Origin of the sequence: Flavonifractor hominis, from assembly GCF_040095835.1 — a bacterium.
Lineage (GTDB): Bacteria > Bacillota > Clostridia > Oscillospirales > Oscillospiraceae > Flavonifractor > Flavonifractor hominis.
The window spans coordinates 18,333-42,216 of sequence record NZ_JBBMFT010000010.1 but is presented as its reverse complement, the minus strand read 5'-3'; the positions used below and the strand labels follow the sequence as shown (position 1 = coordinate 42,216).

The 23,884-nt window shown below is 55.0% G+C and carries 18 protein-coding genes; 8 read left to right on the top strand and 10 right to left on the bottom strand.

Translation table 11 applies throughout. The features are described from left to right. Positions 1 to 71: 71 nt before the first annotated feature. Both WMO45_RS12070 and WMO45_RS12065 read right to left on the bottom strand, forming a co-directional pair. Positions 72 to 9,326: an S-layer homology domain-containing protein gene (locus WMO45_RS12070; protein WP_349141042.1), complete on the bottom strand. Its 9,255-nt coding sequence runs from the start codon at positions 9,324 to 9,326 to the stop codon at positions 72 to 74. 496 nt (positions 9,327 to 9,822) lie between these two features. Beyond that, positions 9,823 to 11,025, bottom strand: coding sequence for a LuxR C-terminal-related transcriptional regulator (locus WMO45_RS12065; protein ID WP_435387691.1), 1,203 nt, complete (start codon positions 11,023 to 11,025; stop codon positions 9,823 to 9,825). A 585-nt stretch (positions 11,026 to 11,610) separates the two neighbouring features. Between WMO45_RS12065 and WMO45_RS12055 the strand changes: the two genes are divergently transcribed. Next, entirely contained in the window at positions 11,611 to 12,159 is a 549-nt protein-coding gene (locus tag WMO45_RS12055) for a DNA-3-methyladenine glycosylase I (protein ID WP_435387690.1), read from the top strand. A 37-nt stretch (positions 12,160 to 12,196) separates the two neighbouring features. After that, the gene (locus WMO45_RS12050; RefSeq protein WP_349141039.1) at positions 12,197 to 12,823 is read left to right on the top strand and encodes a GNAT family N-acetyltransferase; all 627 of its coding nucleotides are present in this window, start codon (positions 12,197 to 12,199) and stop codon (positions 12,821 to 12,823) included. A 212-nt stretch (positions 12,824 to 13,035) separates the two neighbouring features. On the opposite strand, the gene WMO45_RS12045 is transcribed toward WMO45_RS12050, so the two are convergent. After that, positions 13,036 to 13,797 (bottom strand): 4Fe-4S binding protein, encoded by a 762-nt coding sequence (locus tag WMO45_RS12045; protein ID WP_349141038.1) that lies wholly within the window; start codon positions 13,795 to 13,797, stop codon positions 13,036 to 13,038. 301 nt (positions 13,798 to 14,098) lie between these two features. Between WMO45_RS12045 and WMO45_RS12040 the strand changes: the two genes are divergently transcribed. Beyond that, on the top strand, positions 14,099 to 14,557 hold the full coding sequence (locus WMO45_RS12040) for an Rrf2 family transcriptional regulator (protein WP_349141037.1): 459 nt from the start codon (positions 14,099 to 14,101) through the stop codon (positions 14,555 to 14,557). 173 nt (positions 14,558 to 14,730) lie between these two features. On the opposite strand, the gene WMO45_RS12035 is transcribed toward WMO45_RS12040, so the two are convergent. The 5 genes from WMO45_RS12035 to WMO45_RS12015 all read right to left on the bottom strand — a co-directional run bounded on the left by WMO45_RS12035 (position 14,731) and on the right by WMO45_RS12015 (position 18,706). Further along, positions 14,731 to 15,345: a DUF1349 domain-containing protein gene (locus WMO45_RS12035; RefSeq protein WP_349141036.1), complete on the bottom strand. Its 615-nt coding sequence runs from the start codon at positions 15,343 to 15,345 to the stop codon at positions 14,731 to 14,733. 128 nt (positions 15,346 to 15,473) lie between these two features. Beyond that, positions 15,474 to 16,469 (bottom strand): helix-turn-helix domain-containing protein, encoded by a 996-nt coding sequence (locus tag WMO45_RS12030; protein ID WP_349141035.1) that lies wholly within the window; start codon positions 16,467 to 16,469, stop codon positions 15,474 to 15,476. Between the two features lie 10 nt (positions 16,470 to 16,479). After that, complete coding sequence (locus WMO45_RS12025; RefSeq protein ID WP_349141033.1) at positions 16,480 to 16,851, bottom strand: ArsR/SmtB family transcription factor; 372 nt, start codon at positions 16,849 to 16,851, stop codon at positions 16,480 to 16,482. Positions 16,852 to 16,904: 53 nt separating this feature from the next. Then, a complete protein-coding gene (locus WMO45_RS12020) occupies positions 16,905 to 17,798 on the bottom strand; it encodes an SIR2 family NAD-dependent protein deacylase (RefSeq protein ID WP_349141032.1) in 894 nt (297 codons plus the stop codon). Then, complete coding sequence (locus tag WMO45_RS12015; protein WP_349141031.1) at positions 17,786 to 18,706, bottom strand: SIR2 family NAD-dependent protein deacylase; 921 nt, start codon at positions 18,704 to 18,706, stop codon at positions 17,786 to 17,788. Before WMO45_RS12015 ends, WMO45_RS12020 begins: the two co-directional genes overlap by 13 nt. Positions 18,707 to 18,805: 99 nt before the next feature. On the opposite strand from WMO45_RS12015, the gene WMO45_RS12010 reads away from it, so the two are divergent. The 3 genes from WMO45_RS12010 to WMO45_RS12000 are packed head-to-tail and all read left to right on the top strand — an operon-like array spanning position 18,806 to position 20,779. Then, the gene (locus tag WMO45_RS12010; protein ID WP_349141030.1) at positions 18,806 to 19,264 is read left to right on the top strand and encodes an Rrf2 family transcriptional regulator; all 459 of its coding nucleotides are present in this window, start codon (positions 18,806 to 18,808) and stop codon (positions 19,262 to 19,264) included. A gap of 4 nt (positions 19,265 to 19,268) precedes the next feature. Continuing rightward, positions 19,269 to 20,144, top strand: coding sequence for a patatin-like phospholipase family protein (locus WMO45_RS12005; RefSeq protein ID WP_349141028.1), 876 nt, complete (start codon positions 19,269 to 19,271; stop codon positions 20,142 to 20,144). A 41-nt stretch (positions 20,145 to 20,185) separates the two neighbouring features. Then, positions 20,186 to 20,779: a sugar O-acetyltransferase gene (locus tag WMO45_RS12000; RefSeq protein WP_349141027.1), complete on the top strand. Its 594-nt coding sequence runs from the start codon at positions 20,186 to 20,188 to the stop codon at positions 20,777 to 20,779. A gap of 82 nt (positions 20,780 to 20,861) precedes the next feature. Here the strand turns inward: WMO45_RS12000 and WMO45_RS11995 are convergent, their stop codons facing one another. After that, on the bottom strand, positions 20,862 to 21,227 hold the full coding sequence (locus tag WMO45_RS11995; protein WP_349141026.1) for a winged helix-turn-helix transcriptional regulator: 366 nt from the start codon (positions 21,225 to 21,227) through the stop codon (positions 20,862 to 20,864). Positions 21,228 to 21,382: 155 nt separating this feature from the next. On the opposite strand from WMO45_RS11995, the gene WMO45_RS11990 reads away from it, so the two are divergent. After that, positions 21,383 to 21,886, top strand: coding sequence for a flavin reductase family protein (locus WMO45_RS11990; protein WP_349141024.1), 504 nt, complete (start codon positions 21,383 to 21,385; stop codon positions 21,884 to 21,886). Between the two features lie 202 nt (positions 21,887 to 22,088). Beyond that, entirely contained in the window at positions 22,089 to 23,003 is a 915-nt protein-coding gene (locus WMO45_RS11985; RefSeq protein ID WP_349141023.1) for a radical SAM mobile pair protein B, read from the top strand. Positions 23,004 to 23,175: 172 nt separating this feature from the next. Here the strand turns inward: WMO45_RS11985 and WMO45_RS11980 are convergent, their stop codons facing one another. Continuing rightward, positions 23,176 to 23,739: a TetR/AcrR family transcriptional regulator gene (locus WMO45_RS11980; RefSeq protein WP_349141022.1), complete on the bottom strand. Its 564-nt coding sequence runs from the start codon at positions 23,737 to 23,739 to the stop codon at positions 23,176 to 23,178. Between the last annotated feature and the right edge of the window lie 145 nt (positions 23,740 to 23,884).

Genomic DNA, 23,884 nt, shown 5'->3' with positions numbered 1-23,884 from the left:
TATGGCGACAGAAAAAACAGCAGCCCCCATTGATCAAAGGTCAATGGGGGCTGCTGTTTTCTGTTGGAGGGTTACCAGCTCACATATTCCGTGCAGAACCGCATGAGCATGACAGCGACCTGAGCGCGGGTGGCGCTGCCAAGGGGAGTGAGTGTACGGTCACTGGTACCGTTGATGATCCCGGCACCGCAGGCCCACTGCATAGCGGAGATCGCATACTCTCCCAGATCGGCAAAGTCCGTATAGGAGAGAAGATTGGTGTTCTCGCCGATGCTTACATCGTAGCCCTTGTGCTGTGCATAGCGGTAGAGCATGGTAGCCATCTGCTCCCGAGTGATGGGATCGTCGGGCCCAAATTTGTTGTTGCCGTAGCCGGTGACGATCCCTTCGCTGGCAGCCCACCGGACGGCCTCCCCATACCAGGAACTGAGATCCACATCATCGAATGTCAGGGTGTAGTCCACCACGGGGCTGCCCTCCAGCCGCCACAGGATGGTGGCGATCATACTGCGGGTGGTCGTCACATCAGGGCTGAAGGTGGTGGCGCTGGTGCCGGTCATCAGACCGTGTTCATAGACAGAGCGCACCCCCTCCTCATACCAGGTGCCCAGGGGCACATCCACAAAGGGCAGGTCATCCGAGGTGATCTCGGCAAAGGTCGCTTTCACCGTAACGGAGCTCTCCGGCATGGTAAAGGTGTATGTGCCGTTCCCCTTGTCGTTCAGCGTGATGGTTTTCCCGGTCCTGCTTGTGACGGTAAGGCCGGCAAGCCGATAGCCGTTATCCGGCGTGGCGGTCAGTGTAACGGTAGTCCCTGCGCTGGCAGTGTTGCGGTTAGAGGTGACTTTACCGTTGTCACCGGCCTCCACAGCAATGTTATAGCTGGAGGCATCGTCATCCTCGTTGGTATGGGTGCTGGCGATGTGCAGGGTGTAGACATCGCTGCCGATGTTCACCGTGATGACGGTGTTCCCCACACCGATGGGGACATACAGGCTGTTGGTCTCTACATTGTTGATGGTGACCTTCTCATTGTCGCCGGAGATGGCAGTGACGAGAGTGCCGTATGCGGAGACGTCGGAGATGGCGTAAGTCAGCACACCGCTTTCGTCCGCAGTGAAATCGTCCATGGATACGAACAGGCCGTCAAAATTGAGGCTGTCCTCGCCTGCCGCAGCGGCATGGACCACCACCCGGCTGCCCAGTTTGGTGAATGCAACGGTGCTGGTCTGGCTACTCTCCCCGCTCAGCGCGCCGGAAATGCTGGTGGTTTTCGTCTCCAGCGGCTGGCCTTTGTCATCCAGAAGCGTGGCCACCAGAGTAGCAGTGGTCTGCTCCTGGAGCGAGTTGTTCTTCAGCTCAACCACAGCGGTGGTGACGTCGTCGTTGGTCTGGGTCACGTTCAGCGTGGTTTTTTCGCCAGTGCGGGCGTATGCGCCGGTGAGCAGGACGGCGGAGGTGTTGTTGCCGGTGGCGTATTCTGCCATGGCCTGGTCGTTTTCCTTCCCTTCCGCCTTGGCGTAGAGGTACACGCCGCTGGCGGGGACCTCCTTCTGATTGAGTGTACCGGTTACATAGCTTCCCAGGTCATAGGTGACCTGGAAGGTCATGCTGCCCAGGTCCATGCGCCGCAGGGCGTCGCCGCTGAGGGTGACCGTGTTGCCGGATACGGATACGCCGTTCTGGCTGCCCTCCAGGGTGACATTGGCGGGCTCGGTGTGCTCGGAATCGGTATAGAGGCTCAGCTCCACCGTACGGCCCGAGTTCTCCAGCTGCGCTGCGGAATCGTTGTACAGGGTCACCTGGATGGTGCGCTTGCCGGCATTCTCACTGACCACCTTCATGGAGGAAATGCCTACGTCGTTGTAGTCCAAGTGGAGGGTGCCGCTGGCCAAAGAGGCCGCAGAATTCGCACTGACGGTGTAGGTGGGGTTGGTGATCGTGCTGCCGGTTTGATACAGCACCGTCACGCTGGCGCTCTCGCCGGGATTCAGAGTCACGGGATTGGAGGCATACGTACCCACCTCGACGTTCAGGTCGGCAAGCGGGGTGGTGCCGGTGTTGCGGAGGGTGAAGACAATCGGGGTGAAGGAGTTTACCTGCAGGTCGGCGTAGTCCACCGAGATGGCGTCCACCGAGACGGCTGCTGTGGTCAGACTGCCGCCGCCGGTGAGCAGCTGGTCGGTGTCGGCAGGCACAGCGACTCCAGCCACGGTTTCCGTCTCCGTCTCGCTGTACTGGCTGCCGAAGATATAGGCGCTGATTTTGCCGCTGCTGTCCTTCCAGGCGCTGAAGGAGTTGGACAGGGTGCGGTCGGGCAGGGTGACCAGTGCCTGGGGACTGGAGAGATACATCGTACCGTCGATCTTGCACAGCTGAGTGCCGTAGAGGACACTGTGGTCGGCCTCGCCGTCGGCGTTGGATGCCGTCTCGGCCCACACCAGAGTCAGTCCATCGACGCCCTGGCCGTTCTGCTTGGCAAACTGGAAGTTGGAGTTGATGTTCAGCGCATCCTCCTGGGAGATGGCCTTAACGCTGGCGGGAATGGCGTTTTCACTGCTGCCGTTGTAGAGCTGCCCGTTGGCGCCCACGGCCTGCAGGCGGATATCGCCGCCGTCCTGCGTGCTGTACCAGCCCAGGATGAAGGAACCATCGGCCGTGACCACCTGGGGATTGGAGTCGGTTTCCTCATCGTTGGTAAGCACCACCAGATCGCCCAGGGTGCCGTCCGCCTGAACAACGCGGTAGGCCAGCTCATAGCCCTCCATGGGGTTCTCCGGGTCGCTGGACCCGCGGTCCAGGGTAAAGACCACGATGGAGGTGCCGTCACTCAGCATGGCGGTTTTCAGGCCGACCACGCCGCCCAGGGAGCCGTTGTAGACCATCTGTGCGTCGCTCCAGTCGCTTCCGTCGTAGCGGCTGAAATAGATGGTATCTTTGGTATCAAAGGAAGTCAGGTTATCCGGATTGGAGCCGTATGCGGTGTCGGAGGTGTAAACGTTCCGCCAGAATACCACGGCATGGTCGCCGCCCACGGCTGTCGCCGGCGCCAGGTCGGGGGAGGCGTTGTCCGTGAGCTGCTTGGTGGTCCAGCTGGCGCCGGAGTCGGAGGTGGTGGCCACCATGATCTCGGTGCTGTTGAGCAGCTGCTTCTGCTCGTCGGGGGAGATGACCTCATCCGCATTTTTCTCCAGGTTGGTGCTCAGCCGGGACCAGGCGGCCACGGTGAAACGGCTGGTGCCGGAGAGGGAGGGGGACAGGTCGCCGAAACCGTTGTTGGTGTCGTCGCTGTCGTCATCAATGACGGTGCCCTCGGTACCGACTGCGCCGGCCACGATGCGGCTGTCATAGAAATCCTGGCTGTTCTCATCGCTGATGTAGGCGGAGAGGCTGCCGTCGTCGTTGACCACAGGCTCGGAGCCGGGGTTGGCGTCGTTCTGCACCACTGTAGCGGTGCTGTCAAAGCCGGGGTTGTTCCAGGTGCGCTCGCCGTTGGCGTAGGCCGCCAGGTAGCTGCGGCTGAGCAGAGTGGGCGTACCCGACAGGGATGTGGTGCTGGTGCCGGTTCCGGTCCAGTAGTCGTTGATGTACTGATAGTCGCCGAATTTCTGGTTGTAGTTGACCTTTCCGGAGACCAGCGCTCCGTCATAGGAGATAAACAGCAGCTTGACCACGACCTTGATGCCTACCTCGCCTTCCACGCCCAGGGCCTGTCCGTTGCGCTGCTGGCCGCTGGTCAGATAGGTCTGGGAGAGGAACTGGTTGGTGGAGTCGCCGGTAAGCTTGCCGAACAGGCCGATCTTCAGCGCCACGATGCTGTAATCGAAGCCCACGCCGCCGAAGGCGCTGATGTAGCCGTTGATCCGCAGGGTGGTGAGGAAGTCGTTGACGGAGTCGGAGGCCTTGGCCTCGTCCGTCCAGTTGGCCAGCGTGGCGTCGCTCTGCTGGTCGGTGTAGACGGTGGCGGCCTTGAAGTCCAGCTGGAGAGCCAGGCCCGCGCCGAAAGAGGCGGTGATGGGGACGGGACCCGCCCAGAAGTTCACGTTGGCCTCAAAGCTCACACCCGCACCGGCGGTGAAGCCGCCGCTTACGACGCGGAAGGCCCACTCGTGCTGGTCGGTGTCGTAGTAGAACTGACCTTCATAGCAGCCGGTCAGCTGTGCGCCGAAGTCCAGGCCGGAGTTGGTGGTCTTCAGATAGTTTTGCTTCAGGTCCTGTCCGGGGTGGTAATTGCCCTGAGCCATGTCGCTCAGGTCGCCCACGCTGGGGACGCCCACCTGCCGCTCGGTATCCAGCAGCTCGTAGTTCATAGACAGGCCGTCCTGGTCGTAGTCGAAGTCCTCCAGTTCCAGGCTGTCATAGCCGCCCCAGATCAGCACATTGAAGACCGTGCTGTCCTCAGTGGGGGTGATAAGGACCTTGAACAGGGGATTGCTGGAATTGGCCGCAGAGGCCAGCATCTCAGAGATATCGCCGTTAAAGGCACTGCTGATGGAGCTGTTGCCGAAGCTGAACTGGCTGCTGCCGCTGCCAAGTCCATTGACAAAGCTGCCCTGCATATCCAGCACCACGGCCTTGGCGTCCTCATTGACCAGCTTCACATCCGTCAGGTCGATGACCTGGAAGGGCATGGACACGTCCTTGAGCAGCTGGTCGTTCTGGTACACGCAGGCCCGGAGCTTGGCTGCGGTCTCCGGCTTGAGCCAGCCGGAATCGGTCATGGTCTCCTTGGTCAGGACCGTGGTGTTGGTGACGATGGGGATGGAGGAGAAGGGGAAGGTGCTGTCCGTCACGGTCTGCCCCTTGGGGGCAAAGCCGTCCTCTCCGGTCATGGTGACGGTGGCCTTGCCGTCCTCGGCCTCCACGCCCCAGAGCATAAAGTAGCTGGTGAGCTCAGCATACTTGTAGGTGCTGTTGGGACCCACTCTGCCGGTGGAGCCCATCACATCCCGGACCTGCAGGTCATCCCCGCTCTGCTTGCCGTAGGCCATGGTTTGGGCAGTGAGGAAGGGCTGTTCCTCCTGGCCCTGGGGGACCTCCTCCAGGGTGACCACGGCGCTGCCGGTGCGCAGGATGCGGTCGGCGGACATACTGCCCTGGATGTTCACCAGAGTGGGATAATATTTGTTATTGTCCATGTCGCTGAGCTCGAACCAGTAATCCAGCGCAGCGTTGGTCAGCTGTCCGGTATAGCCCTCAGCCTCAAACTGGGTGGCGTCCATGTACACGGTCAGCTTGCCATCCTCATCGGTGGTATAGGTGCCGTCGGTGGCGCCGGAGATCAGACTGTTGGAGGTGGGGCCCATCTGGGCGCTTTCACAGTAGTAGCCGCCCAGGTACACGCCGCCCCGGAGGGTGACGGTCTCGTTGGCAAAGGGTGTGCCGTCCGGGTTCACCAGGTACAGCTCCGCCTTGGCGGCGGGGCGGAGGGTGACGGTGTTCAGGGGATAGAGCTGCAGCTTGGCGGCGTCCCGCTCCCCACTGGAGAGGGCGCTGTTGAGAATGGTACCCAGATTGGGCTCCTTGTCGCTGCCCGAGCGGAGGTATACGTCGCTGACGATTCCGCTGGGTTCATAGAGGGCAAGGATACCGTCCTTATTGGTTTGGATCGTCTTGGTCTGGCCCGCGCCGTTGGTATAGGTGACGTCGGTCGTTTCGGCGGGTGTGACCTGGAAGAGATAGAATTTGTCCCGCAGCGTCTTTACATCCACGGTCACGCTGTCGCTCATGCCGGTGGCGGCGTGGGTCGCGGTGATGGTGGCGGTGCCGTCTGCGGTGGCAGAGACCGCCATCTGGGTCTGGGGCAGGTAGGTCTCATAGCCCAGATCCTCAATGTTGTCCCACAGACCGCCCTGTCGGTAATAGACGCCCACAGATTCGGGGTGGTCGGACACCCACTTGATGCCATCCCGGAAGCTGCTCCAGTTGTAGGCGTCGGCATTGATGCTCACATACTCGATGAGGCCCAGCTCCTGGCGCAGGGCGAGAATGGCCGCGCTGTCCGTGGGGAGGGTTCCATCGACCTTGGAGGTGTTGTCCAGCGTGATGGGGCCGTCGGGCTGGATCTCCAGAGCGCCGCTGCGATAGACCCGCAGCACGATGGAGTCAGAACTGGGGGCAAAGTCCGGGCTGCCGGTCTCATTTTCGGTAAAGGTGATGGTGTAAGTGTCGTAGAGACCGCTCTCTACGGCTTCCGGCGTAAACGTAACGGTCTGTCCGCTTGTAGGAGTCGTGGTGGACAGGCAGGTGTTGGCGGAGACGGCTGCATCCGCGCCGTCTGCCATACGGGTGGCGGACAGGGTACCGGCAGCATCCGGATTGTTGTGGATGGTGCAGGTGAGGGAGGCCGTCTCGCCGTCGGTAAGGTCGGTCTTGTCCGAAGTGAGGCGCATCTCGGTGGGGGGCGAGAGCACAGTAATGGAGGAGGTGGCCGAACGCTGCTCAGGCTCGGCGATACTGACCTCCACGGTGTACTGGCTCTGGGGGTAGCTCACCGCCAGGTCTGCCGCCGGAATGGTATAGGAGGTGACCTTTGTTTCGCTGTCCGCCGGATTTTCCACCGTGTAGGTCTGGACCAGCTCACCGGTGGTGTCCGTACCCTTGTACAGTTTGACGGTGAAGGTGACGTCCTTTTCCGGATAGAGTTCAAAGACGTTGGTGTTCCACTTCACGGCGGCGTTGCTGCCGCTCTGGAGCAGGGACTCCTGAGCATACTCGGGGACCAGCAGCGTCAGCTTATCCCCGGCGACGACAGTAAAGAGCTCAGAGTCGGCATACTGGTCATCGCTGGAATCTTCCGGGGTGCCGTTGTCCGCCGTGTAACGGAAACTGACGGTACCGGTTTTGGACTGCAGCTCGATCTGGCCTTCCTGGGTGATGGTGGCCACATCCGGATTGTTGCTGCTCCAAGTGCCGCTGGTAGCCGCGCCTTCCGGGGTGACGGCCGCCTGGAGCTTGGGGACATTCTGGTCGCTGAGGGCAATGGTGTAGTTGTAGTCAGTCCCAGCGCCGACTACACTGACGGCTACGCCGGCCACATCCACGCGCTTGGCGATGGTGACAGAGTTTGTTGCCCAGCTCACGGTGACCCAGTCCTCACCCTCCTTCACCTGGAGCTGGATGGTGACCGTCTGCTCTTCGGCAGAGGGGGCGATGGAGTAGGGAACGGCGGTAAAAGCGTAGGAGTCGTCAGCACTTTCCACCATGGTGACTGTGTGCTCCACGGCTTCGGCACTGTTTACACGGATCAGCAGCCGCATCAGACCGGTGGGATCGTTCAAATATTTACTGTACATTTGCTGATACTTGGGATCCTGATCCGCAGAGATCGAGAAGTTCAGCGCCTTGCCGCTCTCATCATAGGTGACATCCAGGTTCTCCACGGCATTCTTCAGAATGGGGGTATCCAGGGTCACGCCGGAGACGGTAACGTTATTCACCTCTTTGGCCTCGTTGCCCCAGTAGTCTGTGATGCCGGAGTTGGAGGCCACGCCCACGGTAAGGACGCCGTCATCCATTTCCTTGACCTCATAGAAGAAGGTGATGTACTTGCCGCTGGTGGAGCCGTGGAGATCTTCCAGCGTGTACGGAGTATTGTTGATGGTGATTTTGGTATCATTCGTGGCCTGAATGAACTCATCGGCAGTAATGGTAATGGGAATCACATCGCCGCTCCGGTAGGTACCCTGCGGTGCGGAGACGGTGAGGATGGGGGCCTCGCCGTCATTTACCAGTTCAAAACTGGACTTGGTGGTAGTGGCGGTATAGCCATTTACATAGTAAACGTAGGTTTCGTCAAAGTCGCCGTCGCTGATCTGATCCCATTGTACCGTGTCATCCTTGCAGATACTTAATTTCAAAAGAAAATTCAGGGGATAGACCGCGGGGTAAGAGGACATCGTTGTGGAGATGATGTTGTAGGAGATGTCCGCCGTCCCCCCGCCGGAGGGGAGGCTGAGCGGAAAACCGGTGACACTGTTTGCGTCGATGTAGGGGTTCGCGCCGAGAAGGACGCTCTCCGGCACGATCAGCGTGCGGTGCTGTTCCCCGGTGATATTTTGGTAATCATCGGTGTTCTCCTGCTTGATGGTGGCGGTGACGTGGGTGCGTATCGCGCTGTCAGAGTCGAGAGTGTCAAGGCACTGCTGGAGATAAGTCAGCGTCTGCTCCAGTGCCTCGAGATCGGAGCTCAACGCCAGCGAAAACCCTATTTGGCTAACGAGCTCGTAATCGATCTCGTTAGAGGAGGTCATCTCTTGGGAGGCGCTTGCAGAGCCTGTCATGGCCGGCAACGGATTTGAGATGGAAAAGTAGCCGTTCCAGCAGTCGCTCAGGCCGCTCCCGCCCTGGAAGAAGAAGCCCTGGGCGTCATAGAAGGACACATTCTGCCAGATATCCCCGAAGGAAATCTCACCAAATGAAAGATAATTTTTCCATGTTGTCGCATAATCCGAGATACCAGGTGCACTAATGCAGAGATACAGCGGGCCAGTGTAATCATTCCTGAACGCATCTGTCGTCAGTGTGTACTCTGTTCCGTCCACCTGTGACATTTCCTCTGGGGTAAAAAAGTAAATGATTTCACCGCTGTTGTTCCCCAGAGAATAACGGTCGCTGGTCTGATCGGACAGGTAGACGGCAAGCCCACGGTTAAACATATTGCTCGCAGACTCTTCGCCCCAGAATCCCATGGCCTTGAGCACATTGGAAAAATCTACCTTGAACTTGATCGAGAGGGTGGTGCCCCGCGGGATGGTCACGTCGGGGGTGCTGATGTAATAGGTGTTGTCCTTCACCTGCACGTTGCTGGTGTCAAAGACGACCTGATCGCTGTTGGCGGCCAGCGTCATGCCCTCGCCCTGGAGCTGCTCCAGCAGGCTGTTGAGATTCTCCAGGGACTCACCCTCGAAGGTGGCTCCGGTGAAATACTTCTCCTGCAGATACTGCAGCTGCCGCTCGATGGCGATGATGGTGGCAAGGTCCTTCAGGGAGATAGGCACCCCGTCCACCTCCGCCACCTGGGTGAGGTCGGTATTCGGGTCATTGAGAAGAGCCTCGATCTCCTCCAGGGTATAGGTCTCCCCGTCCAGGTCGATGGTCTGGTCGGTGACCAGATTGCCGTCCTCGTCCAGGAGACCCAGGGTATCCAGCAGTTCATAGATTTCCTCGTAGCTCTCGCCGGTAAAGCCCTGCAGCTGTTCCAGAAGGCTCTGGTTCTGCTCGGGCGTATTGTGTACCAGGCCGCTCACGGCAGCAAAGGCCGCGGACGGAAGCATGGTCAGTACCATGCACAGGCTGAGGAACATTGCGAGCAATCGTTTTTTCATGTTCTCCTCTCCTCATGTGGTTTTCTTATTTGGGTGGTTTGATGGTTCTTCTCGTGACGACACACTCCAAGAAGCGCACCCTTTGCTTGACAATAGTACTGGCAGGAGCCGAAGGGGGTACGCTGGAGTTGGCCTTTCAACGGTCGGGCATAGGTACAGGGGGCCTCAATGGTCAGCGGGATGGGGGTACCTCCAGGGGAAGATCGGAGCATCCTCCGGAGATTTGCCGCAGTCCTCCGCGTTTCATCCGCTCTGTTCATCCCTCCGCAGAGGAATGTCCAGCACTACCCCTTTCACAGGGAGCCGGGCCGTTCCTGTCATCACGTGCCTCCTTTCACGGTTGTTTCTTTCCAATTGTTTTACTGGGATTATTTTTATCCTATCTTAAAAAATATCCTTCGTCTATCACCCATTTTATCCCCCAAAATGGGTGATGCCTCCAGGGTTTACCTGGAGGCATCCTGTTTGCTTTTTCACTTGTTCAGAGAGGAGAATGTTATTGCAGCATATATTTTTTTAATTCTTTCCTGGTCTGGGCATTCAGCTTCTTCATGGCCTCAGAAATATGATTTTTCACTGTATTTGACGAAATATTCAGGTATTTTGCGATCTCTTGGTTCGTCCAGTTACGGGCAGCCAGCATCGCCATAGCAAACTCGGTAGTAGTCAGATCATCGGCCACATCATGCCCCGTGATGGGGTTATGAACTCTACGCCAGCCGGAAGAGAAGCGATAGGTGATGTCAATGATCCGCTTAAAATCTTCGGGCCAGTTTGGCTTGATGGTTGCCTCCAGCATGGCCCCCAAGAGTCCGTGATGCTCACCAAAGCCCTCGATCAAGTCATCCGGGCGTGCGATTTCCCACGCGGTCAGAAGATGTGCCTGGGCACGGTCGGTCTGCTTTAAGCTCATGTAGTCCATCACGGCCACAAGATGCAGGTAAATGGCAGAGATGGGGTAGGCATCGGCTCCCATGGCGAGGGTGGCCTCCACAATCCCGGCACTGTGGGCGTATTCCTCTTTCAGATAGAGGTAGTGGGCTTGTACATACAGTGCAAAGGCACGCAGGCCGGGCGGCAGCAGCGGCAGAAATTCACCTGCGGGCGGCATTTCCTCCGGTAAGGGCAGGTGCAGCAATACCGCCGCCGCGAAGGCAACAAAGGCTTCCATCGCACGGACCGGCGGGGCAGTCTCCCCGCTGACGGCCAGCGTTTTTTGGATCTCACGCAAGGCGGAACGGGCGTGGTCGATCCGCCCCATGGTCAGGCAGGAATAGGCAAAAATCCAACAGGCCGAAAGACGGGTTGCTCCGTCTGCTGCGGTGAGATATCCTTCCGTTTCCTGCATGGCTTTTTCTGCCTGCCCGCTGAAGTAGTGATACTCCGCCAGAGCGATGTCCTTTTTCGGACCAGCTTTCATTTTATCGATGGCTTCTGCACAGTGCCCCGGTTCAAAGGGCGTGTTCATCAGGGGCATGAAACCGGCAAACAGCTCCGGCGCTTTTTTTGACTTAGGGGGCAGGGGCGGCTTTTTTTGTTTTCGGGGATCGCCAGGCTTTTGCGCATGTTCGGGGATTGCCCAGGAGCCGCCAAACCGCTCCGCGCCTGGGATGCGCCCTTCGGAACAGTATTGATTGATCCGGCGTTCCGACACGCCCCATTTTACTGCTGCCTCCCGAATGGATAAATAACCTTTCATCCTGCACCTCCTGTATATCAATTTTTGCCTGCAAATGAGTGTAAGCAAATGGCTGTTTTTATTATATATAAAATTTCATAGAGCTGCAAGAATACAAAATGGATGCATGAATATGAAAAACAAACAGGCTCCGACAGCTGTTTTGCTGTGTAGTATGCAAGACTTGGCTGGCCCCCATTGGATTGGTCCTATGGGGGCCCATCCCGCTGGACACGCTGTTTCCGGGGGAGTGAGTCGGTGTGTTCTGTAGTCGAAAAGGATCTTCGGCTTTGCCGGTAGCTTTTCCCGACAAAGATGGGGAGATGATCCACATGAGAGATAGCCGCTTGTGAAGAAAGGGAGGAGAGGTTATACTGAGGATACGATTGACAAGCAAAAGAAGAGGCAGACAGCAGGAACAAGTTTGCGGCGTATCTGGACCGGATCATCTCCGAGCGGGATCGTTTGAAACTGGTGAAAACGCAAGCAAAGGCATATCACGATAGTGCTGGGCTGCGGGGATGAAACGGTACCACAGGAAGTGCGACAGGTATATCAGCTGGCCGGAAAATTGTGCCGGAACTGCAGCAATGAAGGAGTATGGATATGCAAGAGAACGTCAGGTGTTGCTGGGCCAATCCCAAGAATCCCCTTTACATTCGATACCATGATGAGGAGTGGGGCGTCCCTGTCCACGACGATCAAAAGCTGTTTGAAATGCTGATTTTGGAGAGTTTTCAAGCGGGACTTTCCTGGGAGTGTATCCTCAACAAGCGGGAGGCATTCCGCCGGGCTTTCGATGGTTTTGATTTGGAGAAGGTCTGCGCATACGGCGAAGAAAAGCTGGCGGCGCTGGGGCAGGATTCCGGCATTGTCCGGAACAAGCTGAAGATCCGCGCCGCCGTGAACAACGCCAGGATCTTCCAGGCGATTCAGCGGGAGTGGGGGAGTTTTGACCGCTACCTTTGGCACTGGACAGACGGAAAGACTATCTATGAAACAGGCAAGGTCCGTTCAGAACTTTCAGACGCGGTTTCCGAGAATTTGAAGGGTCACGGCATGAAGTTCGTAGGGACAGTCATCATTTACTCCTACCTGCAGGCGGTGGGTGTGATCAATTCCCATGAGGAAAATTGTTTTTGCAGGCATCAATGAAAGAAAAACTTTGGCTGTACCAGATCGAGGAGGAACAATGAGACAGGACAATATTATTATCCGTCGGGAAACCCCGGCGGACTATGCAGCCGTGGAGAATCTGACCCGGGAGGCCTTTTGGAATGTGTACCGCCCCGGCTGCAACGAACACTATGTGGTTCATGTATTGCGCCATGACCCTGACTTTGTGCCGGAACTGGATCTGGTTATGGAGCGGGACGGGCAACTCGTCGGCCACGTGCTGTATATGCGCTCCAGGATCGTGACCGACGGCGGTCGGGAGCTCCCCATGATGACCTTCGGCCCCATCAGCATCCGCCCAGACCTTCAGCGGCAGGGCTTGGGCAAGCAGCTGCTGGATGACTCCATGGAGCGGGCCAGAGAACTGGGCGCTGGGGCCCTGTGTATCGAGGGCAACATTGCGTTCTACGGCAAGTCCGGCTTTGTAGTGGCTGGGACCCGAGGCATCCGCTACCACGGGGAGCCGGAGCAGGCGATCCTTCCTTATGTTTTGCTGAAAGAACTGCGGCACGGATTTCTGGACGGCGTTACCGGCGTCTATCACACACCGAAGGGCTACTATGTGGACGAGGCTGCAGCGGAGGAATTTGACCGGAATTTTCCGCCCAAGGAAAAATGGAAGCTGCCGGGACAGCTGGTTTGAGTGAAGGACCACTTGATGCCTGCGCCGCAGAAAAGCATTTAAATGAAAAATCGCCGCAGGTTCGGCTGCGGCGATTTCTGTATCCGATCTGAACCGCGCCACACAATGCGAAAGTGGTGCGCTTGCAAAGCAGCAGGTTTTCTGCCTGCACACTGCGGTGTATGGTCAGATGACAGGGATGGACAAGCGGCTATAAAAAATACTGCCCCCGGTTAAAGAAACAGTTCGCCCTCTTTCCGGTCAGAGCACACCTTCTTCAGCATCAGACTGGCGGCAGAGAGCATGACGGGATTGACTTTCCGGGCGGAGTGGGGGCATACGGAAATGCAGCGCATACAGGAGATGCACGCCGTCTCATCCACTTTTTTCGGATTTTCCTTGTCGATGGCCTGTACAGGACATTCCACTGCGCAGATGCCGCAGTTGGTACACTCTTTCGTGGATTTGGGCACCATACTGGCACCTCCGGCCTTTTTGTAAGGATGGTTGCCGGGAATGGAAGGTTCCGTGGAGTCTCCGGCAGAGAGCTTCGCCTGGATCTGCCGGGCAAAATCAGAAAGCTGCTTGGCATCCTGCGCATCGGGTCTGCCGGCGGCAAACTGCCGGACAATCGAGTGTTCTGCTATGGCAGCAACGGCGGCGACTACCCGGAAACCAGCCTGTTTTGCGGTATCTTTCAGCTCTATCAGTGTGTCTTCATAGGCTCGGTTCCCATAAACGCACACCAGGATGGCACGGGCGCCTTGACCGTTCAGCATAGCCAGCCGTTCCACGGCCACAGCGGGAACGCGGCCGCCGTAAGACGGTACGGAGATAACGGCCACATCCTCCTGTGTCAGCGAAACAGCATGAAAGTCCTGCTTGCTGTCGGTCAGATCAACCGCGGTAACTGCACCGTCCAGTGCGTCTGTTAAAAGTGTGGATACCTTTTTTGTGCCGCCTGTCGGGCTGAACACGATGTCATAGAGTTTCATAGAAAAAGTCCTCCTTTTTTCTTCTGCGCGTCAGGAAATCATGTAAGGCGTGCCCTGGGGAGCGGACAATTTCATTTGTTTGATCCTGGCCTCACATTTTGAACGGCTCTTATACGAGGCTCATTCTAGGGGATTCGTTATATGGGCTCTCTCTTGCTTTTTGCTGGAAGAATCGATAAAATGGAAAATATAACAAACGATATTACATGCCACACAGTGTATCACCTGAATGATGTAAAGTCAATAATTACAACAAATGTGCATTAACATCGATCCGTTTGAAAGGATGCAGAACAGGAGTATGCAGATCAGTATAAAATGCTCCATTGCGGTTCATTGCCTGATATTCATTCACGAAGCGAAGGGAATTGCCAAGGTGACCAGCAATCTTCTGGCGGAAAGTACTGGCAGCAACCCTGTTGTGATCCGCAATATTCTCAGCGCATTGAAAAAGGCGGGGCTCATCACCGTTGCCAGAGGGACCGGCGGCGCGGAACTGTGTGTCGATCCGTCTCAAATCACACTATATCAGATCTATACTGCACTGGAGCCAAATGGAGTTACGTCCCTGATTGGGATTCATCCCTGTGAAGGCCGCCGGTGTCCGGTGGCACAAAATATCCGCAAGGTGTTGGAAACTCCGTATCACAGGATTGAGGACGCAGTCAAGGAAACCATGGAACAGATTACGCTGCAATCTATGCTCGAGGAATTCCGCGGGCTGGCGAGGAACCAAACAGGAAGTGCGCCTGTGTCTTAACATGAATTGACCAAGATGGAACTGCTGGTTATGGAGTTATGAACGGTCGCAAAATCTTCAACGCTGGATCGATAAACAGCGCCTCGGGAGGCACATCACAAGATGTTGCTTCCCGAGGCGCTGTTGCTGATCCTTCGATTTATCTTTTATTGGTTGCGGCCGGTCTTTCAAATTCAGATACGTTCATCTGGAGCCTGCCCATCGTGTGCCATCCATTTGCAGTCCGTCAGTTCCATATTCGTAAAGACTGCACGGAAAGATGAATCCTCAGGGCTGCAAGCGTAGATGCCGAAAGATATTTTCTCCGTTGCTTCACTCAGGTGACAGATACGCATTTGATGGAACGTCTTACCGTCTTCCGAGCACTCGATACAAAAATCATCTTCTCTGCGGCTCAAGCGGTACCACATGGATTTTACATGGGCGGGAATTTCCGTGGTTGCCCAGTCGGAATAGCCGTGGTTGGTCACCACACTGCCCAGGTGCTGGAAGTCCTCATTTTCGTATTCAACCGATCCCTTCAACCAATTTTCACTGTCGAGATACAGCACGACTCCGCACTGGTCAAAGCGGTGATGGCTTTCAGAAAATTCGGTTTTAACCAGGAAGGAAAAGAATGTTTCTTCCGTATCCATTTGCAGTACGGGCGCATTATCATTGCGGAAATGGTAATAGGTTCTTTGCCACAGATCGGTGTGTGGTTTGGTGACGATTTCAATTCGATCCTGCGTGATCACACAGCTCTTGGGTTCCCGCGTCCATGTTAAGTTTTGAACATCAAATTTCAAGATGAATCCCCCTTGCTGTTCCGGCGAGACAAATGTTTTGTGTAGGGTACCAAGAGAGAAGCACACCTTATAAAACGCATGCTTTTCAAGCAGTTGTATGCAAACTCTTTTTGCCCAGTTTAGCTCTTTTAATTGTAGCTCTGAGTGCGACGATACTCAGTTGGGAGCATCTGTGTTACATCTTTGAATGCTTGTGAAAATTTCCCCTGGGTTTCATAGCCCACCCGATCTGCGATTTCGGAGATCGGGATGCTGGTTTCTCTCAGCAGCTTCATAGCCTGTGCCATGCGGTATTCTTTCATGTAAGTGGCGATGGGCAGGCCATATACGGTCTTAAAGACCTCCTTCAGCGTGGAGGTGTTGATAAGGTATTGCCTGGAGAGCTCCTCAATGGTGAAACGCTGATCCAAATGCTCTGTCAGCTGACGGTGGATCTCTTTGATCCGCTCTGTCTGTTGAGAAGCGTATTGTGTCAATGTATGCTTTTCTGGCTGCACATCGGAGAGATAGAGCAGCAGCTCCTGGATTTTGAGCTGTAAGTACGCCCTGCGCCGGAAAGAAGGGGCTGAATACAGGGGGGCAAAGATCCCCTCCAATTCCGGGCAGGCTGGGATGGCTACCGGTTTTTCACCGCAAAAGGTATTTTGTATGGCTGGAAGATCCAAGCCGGACTCTTTCAAAATTTCCGGGCAATTTGCTTCCAGGACCGGCAGATCAATCGAAACGGAAATGCCCTCCGCGTAGCCCAACGGAAACATCATGGCCGAGTCTGCACAGCAGGCAGCGCTGTGCACGGTGAGATCTCCGGCACCCAAATAGACCGCTGTGCCGCCCTGCATATTCCAGCCTACCCGGCCATTGCGGCAGTAAAACAGCTCCAGGACAGAGGAGGAAGCGGCGTGGTGTACGGTGATTTCCTGAGCTGACAGCAGGTTGTAGGAGGCGTCTACGCCGGGAAATACATGGTAGGCTTCCAGTTTCCCTTTTCCAACTGTTTTGGCAGAAAATTGCCCGGTGAGAAGGACATACTCCTGGCCGGATGGAGAATTGCGGACGATTGTCAGGCCTCCGCCCGGAACATCCTGCAATTGCTGCGCGATATGTGCCGGTTTCCGTTGTTTCATAGGATTTTCCTCACAGAGTTTGTTCTGACGGGCAGGCGATGACCACCAAGTCTTCGATCATGTGGTGGAGCAGCTGGGCCTGCTCTGTGCCTGCAGCGGTATAATAGACCTCTTTTCCCGCCCTGCGGTTGACGATCAAACCGGCAGCTCTCAGCAGCTTGAGGTGGTGGGATACAGCCGGACTGCTCATCCCTACCATGGCGGAGAGATTGAGCACACACTCCTCGCAGTGGCACAGCAGCCAGAAAATACGCAGGCGGCTTCCGTCTCCCAGCTGCTTAAAAATATCTGACAGTGTCTGAAAATTTTCCACACTTGGCATGTTCTGCAGTTCTTGCTCCATGGATTGTCCATGGTCGTGAGGCAAAGATGTGGTTTGCATCGGATCACCCTCCTGTTTGGCTTATCATACCACAGGCAGGTGCGGATGCAAACTTATTCCTGTTTTAGTCCTGCGTCGTGGGGGAAGTCACCGATTTGCACCTTGCGGTCAACAGTGCACATCTGCTCCCGGAGAGCGGACAAAACTTCGCCAAGCGGTCCGTCCAGGCCGAAGGATTTGTCTTTGATCGTATCCGTAATGTAGACCTCGCCCAGATTGATGGTGATATAGACGGCGTTTGGTTCCCGGGCCACCAGACGCATCAGCGGCGCTTTGATGAGCTGGTTGTGCCAGCCGATGCCCAACTCCAGTACAACCAGCCGTTTCTCGTGGTATTGGTTCAGAAATTTCTGGAATCTCTGCCTGGCGCCATGGTCCGGAACCATATTTGACCCTGCTGCCATATGAACCTCCATGGGGCCGCCGCAGCGGGGACACCGGGGCACCAAATGAGAGGGGATTCTGCCACCCTGTTCAGCGGCCGCCATCCGCTCCGCCCATTCCAAGGTGGGATAGAGGGTATCATGGCAGGGGCGGGCGCACTGCATGGTCAGCCAGGTTCCCTCTATTTCATAGATTTTTTCCGGGGCAAAACCGCTGAGCTCAAAATGGCATTCCCCGTTGGAAGTGACGACAAAAGAATCCTTGCTGTCCACGATTGCGTTCAAGTCCTGCATGACCTGTGTGGGCTGATATTGTCCACAGTAATGATGAATCAGCCGGCTCCAGAAGGCCCACTTTACTTCTTCCGAGGGCCAGCGGGCTCCCATCCCGTGCAGCAGGCACCGTAGGCCGTACTTATCCTTAAAGTCGCCGAACAAGTCCGCAAATGCCTGGTTATCCGCAAAGAGGTGCAGCCCCTCGGTGATGGACAGGCCATTGCTGGCTCCAATCAAGATGGCGTCCGCCCCATGGACTTTTTCTGCAATCGGTTTCAGATCATACATACGCAGTCCCCCTTTCCAGACATGCATGCAGCCGCATCCCGCAGTACTGCGGCAATATCCTCTTTGATGGCCCAACCTTTTTGAGACAACTCCTGGGGCAGAAGCGCGTCGTTTGGGTTAATGGTGATGTAATATGCCTGAGGCAGGGAATAGGTCAGGTTCCAAAAGGGCTCCTGAATAAACATGGGGGTCATGCGGCCTACCCCCAACTCCAGAAAGAGAATTTTTTTATCCTGATTGGCAGTCAGGAACGCATTGATTTTGCGATATTCATCCTTGTACTTCTTGCCCTCCAAAAAGGTATAGCCCCGCACCCAGGGCTCCATCTCCGCGCCGCATCTGGGACACCGGGGGATCAATTCTGACGGGATACAGAGATTTTCGTCAATCGCATCGTTCATTTCATAAACCATCTCTTTGTTCCAATAGATCTCATCGTGGCAGCGGCGGCTGCACTGGTAGTACCGGGAGTCCCCTTGGATGGCGCTCAGCTTGTCTTCTGATACCACACGGGTAAACTGGAAGTCCTGGTTGGTGGTCATAATGTGGTAATTCCTGCCCTGGAGCAGCTTCATCAGGTCGTAATAGGGCTGACCTGTGGGGCATTCATACTCCATGTACCCCATCCGGGCAAGAAACGCCCAGTGTGCCTCCGGGGACGGATAACGATAGTAAAATCCATGGAAGGCACCGGTAAATCCATATTTACGGTGAAAGTCTCCCAAGTATTGTTCGAATATAGCGTCGTTTTGATAGAAAAAGTGGAAGCCGCAGGAAGCAGACATACCCGCTGCGGCACCCACCAAAATGGCATCGGCTCCAGCGATTTTTTCCAGCAAGACCTGCACATTTTGACGGTGGACGGCGGGATCAATGGATGTTTTGGGGGTCAGCAGCATGGTTGACATGGTTCCTCCTACATGTTATTATAAAAATTACATGTTGCAAGCATATCATGTTATTTTATAAATTACAAGTGGGCGATTAAAAATTTTTGAGGTGAGCCTATGAAATACTCGACCAAGTTGAGCGACGCACTTCATATATTGGCCTTTCTCAGTATGGGGGCCGGCCAGCGGATCACAAGCGCTAAAATTGCGGAAAGTGTAAAAACAAACCCGGCCTATATCCGCCAGCTGATGGCTGCGCTGAAGAACGCCGGCCTTATTACCAGCACACAGGGACAGGCCAATGCAGAATTGACCCGAAATCCGGACAAGATCACGGTACTGGATGTCTACCGGGCGGTGGAGGGTAATAAGCCACTGCTTCACTGGGATATCGATACCAATCCGGAATGTGGTGTGGGGATCTATGTTCAGTTGAGCATTGCGGACTTTTACCAGGAGATCCAGGAGGCTGCCGAACAGAAAATGCAGACCATTACCCTGCAGGCCATCATAGACCAATATTATAAGAAACTAGAGAAACTGGCCCTGGAATCAGGGCAGGAAATTATCTCGTGAGGAGATGTTGACTACGAAACAGCAGAAAAAGATTGGACTGGTCGTGGAAGGCGGCGGGATGAAGTGCGCCTATAACGCCGGGATTCTGGATGCCTTTCTGGATGAAGGGATCACCTTTGATTATTGCATCGGCGTATCCGGTGGCTCGGGAAATCTGGCATCCTATCTGGCGGGGCAGAGAGGGAGGAACCTTCGCTTTTTTACTAAACACATTCATTCGCCGGATTATTTTGGCCTGAGAAGCCTGCTGAAAACCGGAGATCTGTTTGGATTGAAGTACATCTATGGTGAACTGACCCGCAGGGAGGGAGAGGATCCGCTGGATTTTCCCGCTCTGATGAAAAATCCGTCGGAATATGAGGTTGTAGTCACAAACGCGCTCACAGGAGCGCCGGAGTATTATGGGCGGGAGAGGATGGAGCAGGATGATTACCGCTTGATCATGGCCTCCAGTGCCATCCCGGTTGCCTGCCATCCGGTGGAGCTCAACGGGGTGCCCTACTTTGATGGGGGTCTGACCGATGCCATCCCGGTCCGCCGCGCCCTGGAGCAGGGCTGTGAGAAGCTGGTGGTCATTCTCTCCAAGAATCGGGACTATGTACGAAAGCCTCAGGGGATGCGCAGGCTGTACCGGCGGGCCTGCCGCAGTTACCCCAACATTGTGGATGCCATTGAGCGCCGTCATGTGGTGTACAACGACAACCTGAAGGATGTGTTTTCTCTGGAGCGGGAGGGGACCGCCTTTGTCTTTGCTGCCAGCGAGCCCATCCATGTGGGGACTTACTCCATGAAAGAGGATGCGGAACGGGAACTGTATGATTTGGGGCTGCGGGATTTTTCCGCGCGGAAAGCAGAACTGCTGGAATTTCTGAGTATCTGACATGAATGGATATAAACAGAGGAAAGGTGCGTGAAACTGACATGGAACCGATGGAGCTTTTGACAAGCAGTACTCCGTACAGCGTGTATAACTTTCATCTCCCGCAAAGTCTGAAGGAAAATGCTGAGCAGCTGTGTTGGGAGTATAATCAGCTGCCGCCGGGGCAGGAGGAGCGGCGCAGAGAGATTTTAGGAAAGCTGTTTGGTACCTGTGATCCGAAAACCTTTGTGATGCCTGGGTTTCGCTGTGATTATGGGTTCAATATCCATACCCACGGGTTGGCGTTTATCAATTATAACTGTGTGATTCTGGATACCTCCCCGGTGCATATCGGCGCCAACGCCTTTATTGCCCCCGGCGTGTGTATCAGCTGTGTCGGCCATGCCGTGGATGCCCGGCAGCGGGCCGATGCGATTACCACATCGGCCCCCATCACACTGGAGGATGATGTGTGGATCGGCGCCAATGCCGTGATATGCGGTGGGGTCACCATCGGGAAGGGCTCCATTATTGGCGCCGGGAGCGTGGTGACCCGGGATATTCCGGCGGGAGTTGTGGCCGCAGGAACGCCCTGCCGCCCATTAAGACCGGTTACAGAGGCCGACAAGATCGATTTGAGTACGGTTTCCTTATAAAAAACACCGGAATGATTTGACAGACCGTCAAATCATTCCGGTGCTTTTTATATTCTGGACGGAATCCTCGAGGATTGTTTGTTCAAGGAATATACTTCATGCCCCACTGGGAGATGGCATAGAAAATTGGCAGCAGATCCCTTCCCTTTTCCGTCAGGGAATACTCCACCCGGGGCGGGATCTCGTTGTACTGCTCCCGGTGTACCAGACCGTCTGCCTCCAGCTCTTTCAATGCGTTGGTAAGCATGGTGTTGGTGATGGGTTTGAGCATTTTCTTCAGCTCCCCAAACCGCATGGGAGATTGAATACACAGCTCATAGATGATCTGGAGCTTCCATTTCCCCTGGAGCATCTGGACCACCGGCGTAACCGGGCAGTTTCCGCTTTCTGTCAGGATGACGCTGCCCACCCGGTTTTGAAATTCCTCATAGGTCATGAGCTGGTTCATGGAATAGCCCTCTCTCTGTCGGTATGATTTTTCGTACTAGGTACAAATATTCTGCGTACTTGCACCTTTATTTCTTCTAAGTATAATAATTATATCGACATCAAAACGGCATGTCAATTACAGAACATAACATAGAGAGAGTGAGGCACTGATTTATGAAAGAACGGAACATCATGGAGGCAACGGTCCTTACCTCCCCCAATCCGCTGACCCTGATCTGTTCTCAGAACGAGGACGGCACGACCAACCTGGCCCCCATCTGCTTTGTGTCCTACCTGTCCTTTGACCCGCCTATGATCGGCTTTGCCGCCGGCAAGCAGTCCCACACCGGCAAGCGGGTGCGTGAGACCGGCAAGGTGATCGTGACCGTTCCGGGGGAGAGCCTGACCCAGGCCGTGGTGGCCTGCGGAAGCTCCACAGGTGCGACTACCAATAAAGTTGCTGAGAACCACATCGAGATGGCTGCCGTAGAGGGCAGCGACATTCAGATCCCAGCGGATACCCGCCTTGCCATGGTGGCCACTCTGCAGCAGGCTGTGGAGGTGGGCGACCACATCCTGCATATCTGCCAGGTGGACAAGTTCCTGGGCGATGAGAGCAAGAAAGGCCTCTATGCCTGGAACGGCTTCGGAAAAATTGCCCCGGCAGTGGAAGGCTGAAGCCGAAAACCACTGGGGAGATCCCGGTATCGGTTGTACCGTCGGCCGCAGAGTTGCCAGCTCACCTAACGGTATTGATCCAGTGGCGCTCGCAGAGATGGGGTGGATGGTCGAAGAAAGAACTGCTGCTCATCATGGAAGAGAAGCAGAGGAGACAGGAATGGCCCTTGGCTTTCTGCCGGGTGTTGGAGGAATAAGTAAAATGGCAGAAATAGTGGAAAATAGCATTCTGATCCGGGATGTGCAGACCAAAAATATCATGACCAAATCCAGCCTGCCGGTGGGAGGATATTCCGTAAATCCCTATGTGGGCTGTACCCACGGCTGTCGCTACTGCTACGCCTCCTTTATGAAGCGCTTTACCGGGCATACTGAGCCCTGGGGTACGTTTCTGGATGTAAAACACTGGCCGGAGATTAAGAACCCCCGGAAATACCGGGGACAGCGAGTGGTCATCGGCTCGGTGACCGACGGCTATCTTCCCCAGGAGGAGCAGTTCCAAAACACCCGCAAACTGCTGGAGCAGCTGAAGGGCAGCGGGGCGGAGATTCTCATCTGTACCAAGTCCGACCTGGTAGTGCAGGACATTGACTTGCTTAAGGAGATGGGGAAGGCGACCGTCTCCTGGTCCATCAATACCCTGGATGAGAATTTTCGGGCGGATATGGACAAGGCGGTGAGCATTGAGCGGCGGCTCCGAGCCATGAAGCAGGTCTACGACGCAGGCATCCGAACCGTCTGCTTCATCGCACCGGTATTTCCTGGCATCACGGATTTTGAGGCAATCTTCCATCGGGTGAAGAATCAGTGCGATCTGGTCTGGCTGGAAAATCTGAACCTGCGGGGCGGATTCAAGCAGGAGATTTTGGGCTACATCCAGGAAAAACACCCAGACTTAATACCGTTCTATCAGGCGATCTATCAAAAGGGCGACCGGAGCTATTTCCGGGGACTTGAGGCGCAGGCGGCCAGACTGGCAGGGGAGAATGGCTGCCCCTTTGTGGACAACGAGCTGCCCTATGGCCGGGCGGAGCCAGGCCACCCGGTAATTGTGGACTATTTCTACCACGAGGAGGTTCGGGGGTCGGAAAATACCGGTAAGCGAACGAGAACATAATACCGCAATAAAAGCAAAGGGCCTGTCAGAAAATGAAACATTTAGGCCAAATAAATCAAAAACGGATAAAAGTTGCCGAGAACCAATGCTTTTGGTTTTCCCGGCAACTTTTTGTTTGACCTGATTTTTCAGAATTATATTTTGCGACAAGTTTATTTTAATTGTTTAAAGGTCACAGAATTGGTTCCATTACGGCCCGAAAATATCCGTCCAGCTCCTCTGGTTTCTGCTTCATCCTGCCCTTGATCCACCACAGCACCATTTCTACAAAACTGCCGGAGATATGGTTGATGAGAAAGTCTTGTGGTAGGTCCGTATTATTCTTCCTGTTTTGATTTACAAATTGCGACCGTACTAACCCATTCAAACTGTCTTTGAAATAACGAAGAAAAATTTCACTGCTTTCACTGGAAAGCAACCCGATAATATTCTTGTCGTTTTCTTGCAAGTGCTGCAATAAGTGGCAGAACACAGATTCCGGGGCGCTTTGTTCAGAATATAGCCCATGTGTATGAGTGCAGTCAATGGCGCTGCTGACAATGTGCCCGAAAAGATCTTCGCATAAGGCTTTCAGTAAATCATCTTTGGTTTCAAAGTGTGCGTAAAAAGTCGTCCTGCCTATGTTGGCAGTATCTATGATTTCCTGCACGGTGATTTTATTATAATTTTTTTCGGCCAAAAGGGTGCTGAATGCAGCAAAAATAGCGGCCCTTGTTTTCTGCTGGCGCCTGTCCATCGTAACTCCTCCCGTACAATTTTTCAAAAATGTTCTGTACAAAACAAAGAGACACGATTATCCGTTGCGTTTGTTTCACTTCCTACATACAATAAAAGAGAACAAAGTGTTCGATAACAAATTTATTGTACGAAAAGCAAAGGCG

What these genes read in the sequence shown, in the direction of transcription:
- WMO45_RS12070 (WP_349141042.1), bottom strand. Translation starts at nt 9,326, where the DNA reads ATGAAAAAACGATTGCTCGCAATGTTCCTCAGCCTGTGCATGGTACTG.
- WMO45_RS12065 (WP_435387691.1), bottom strand. Translation starts at nt 11,025, where the DNA reads ATGAAAGGTTATTTATCCATTCGGGAGGCAGCAGTAAAATGGGGCGTG.
- WMO45_RS12055 (WP_435387690.1), top strand. Translation starts at nt 11,611, where the DNA reads ATGCAAGAGAACGTCAGGTGTTGCTGGGCCAATCCCAAGAATCCCCTT.
- WMO45_RS12050 (WP_349141039.1), top strand. Translation starts at nt 12,197, where the DNA reads ATGAGACAGGACAATATTATTATCCGTCGGGAAACCCCGGCGGACTAT.
- WMO45_RS12045 (WP_349141038.1), bottom strand. Translation starts at nt 13,797, where the DNA reads ATGAAACTCTATGACATCGTGTTCAGCCCGACAGGCGGCACAAAAAAG.
- WMO45_RS12040 (WP_349141037.1), top strand. Translation starts at nt 14,099, where the DNA reads ATGCAGATCAGTATAAAATGCTCCATTGCGGTTCATTGCCTGATATTC.
- WMO45_RS12030 (WP_349141035.1), bottom strand. Translation starts at nt 16,469, where the DNA reads ATGAAACAACGGAAACCGGCACATATCGCGCAGCAATTGCAGGATGTT.
- WMO45_RS12025 (WP_349141033.1), bottom strand. Translation starts at nt 16,851, where the DNA reads ATGCAAACCACATCTTTGCCTCACGACCATGGACAATCCATGGAGCAA.
- WMO45_RS12020 (WP_349141032.1), bottom strand. Translation starts at nt 17,798, where the DNA reads ATGTATGATCTGAAACCGATTGCAGAAAAAGTCCATGGGGCGGACGCC.
- WMO45_RS12015 (WP_349141031.1), bottom strand. Translation starts at nt 18,706, where the DNA reads ATGTCAACCATGCTGCTGACCCCCAAAACATCCATTGATCCCGCCGTC.
- WMO45_RS12010 (WP_349141030.1), top strand. Translation starts at nt 18,806, where the DNA reads ATGAAATACTCGACCAAGTTGAGCGACGCACTTCATATATTGGCCTTT.
- WMO45_RS12005 (WP_349141028.1), top strand. Translation starts at nt 19,269, where the DNA reads ATGTTGACTACGAAACAGCAGAAAAAGATTGGACTGGTCGTGGAAGGC.
- WMO45_RS12000 (WP_349141027.1), top strand. Translation starts at nt 20,186, where the DNA reads ATGGAACCGATGGAGCTTTTGACAAGCAGTACTCCGTACAGCGTGTAT.
- WMO45_RS11995 (WP_349141026.1), bottom strand. Translation starts at nt 21,227, where the DNA reads ATGAACCAGCTCATGACCTATGAGGAATTTCAAAACCGGGTGGGCAGC.
- WMO45_RS11990 (WP_349141024.1), top strand. Translation starts at nt 21,383, where the DNA reads ATGAAAGAACGGAACATCATGGAGGCAACGGTCCTTACCTCCCCCAAT.
- WMO45_RS11985 (WP_349141023.1), top strand. Translation starts at nt 22,089, where the DNA reads ATGGCAGAAATAGTGGAAAATAGCATTCTGATCCGGGATGTGCAGACC.
- WMO45_RS11980 (WP_349141022.1), bottom strand. Translation starts at nt 23,739, where the DNA reads ATGGACAGGCGCCAGCAGAAAACAAGGGCCGCTATTTTTGCTGCATTC.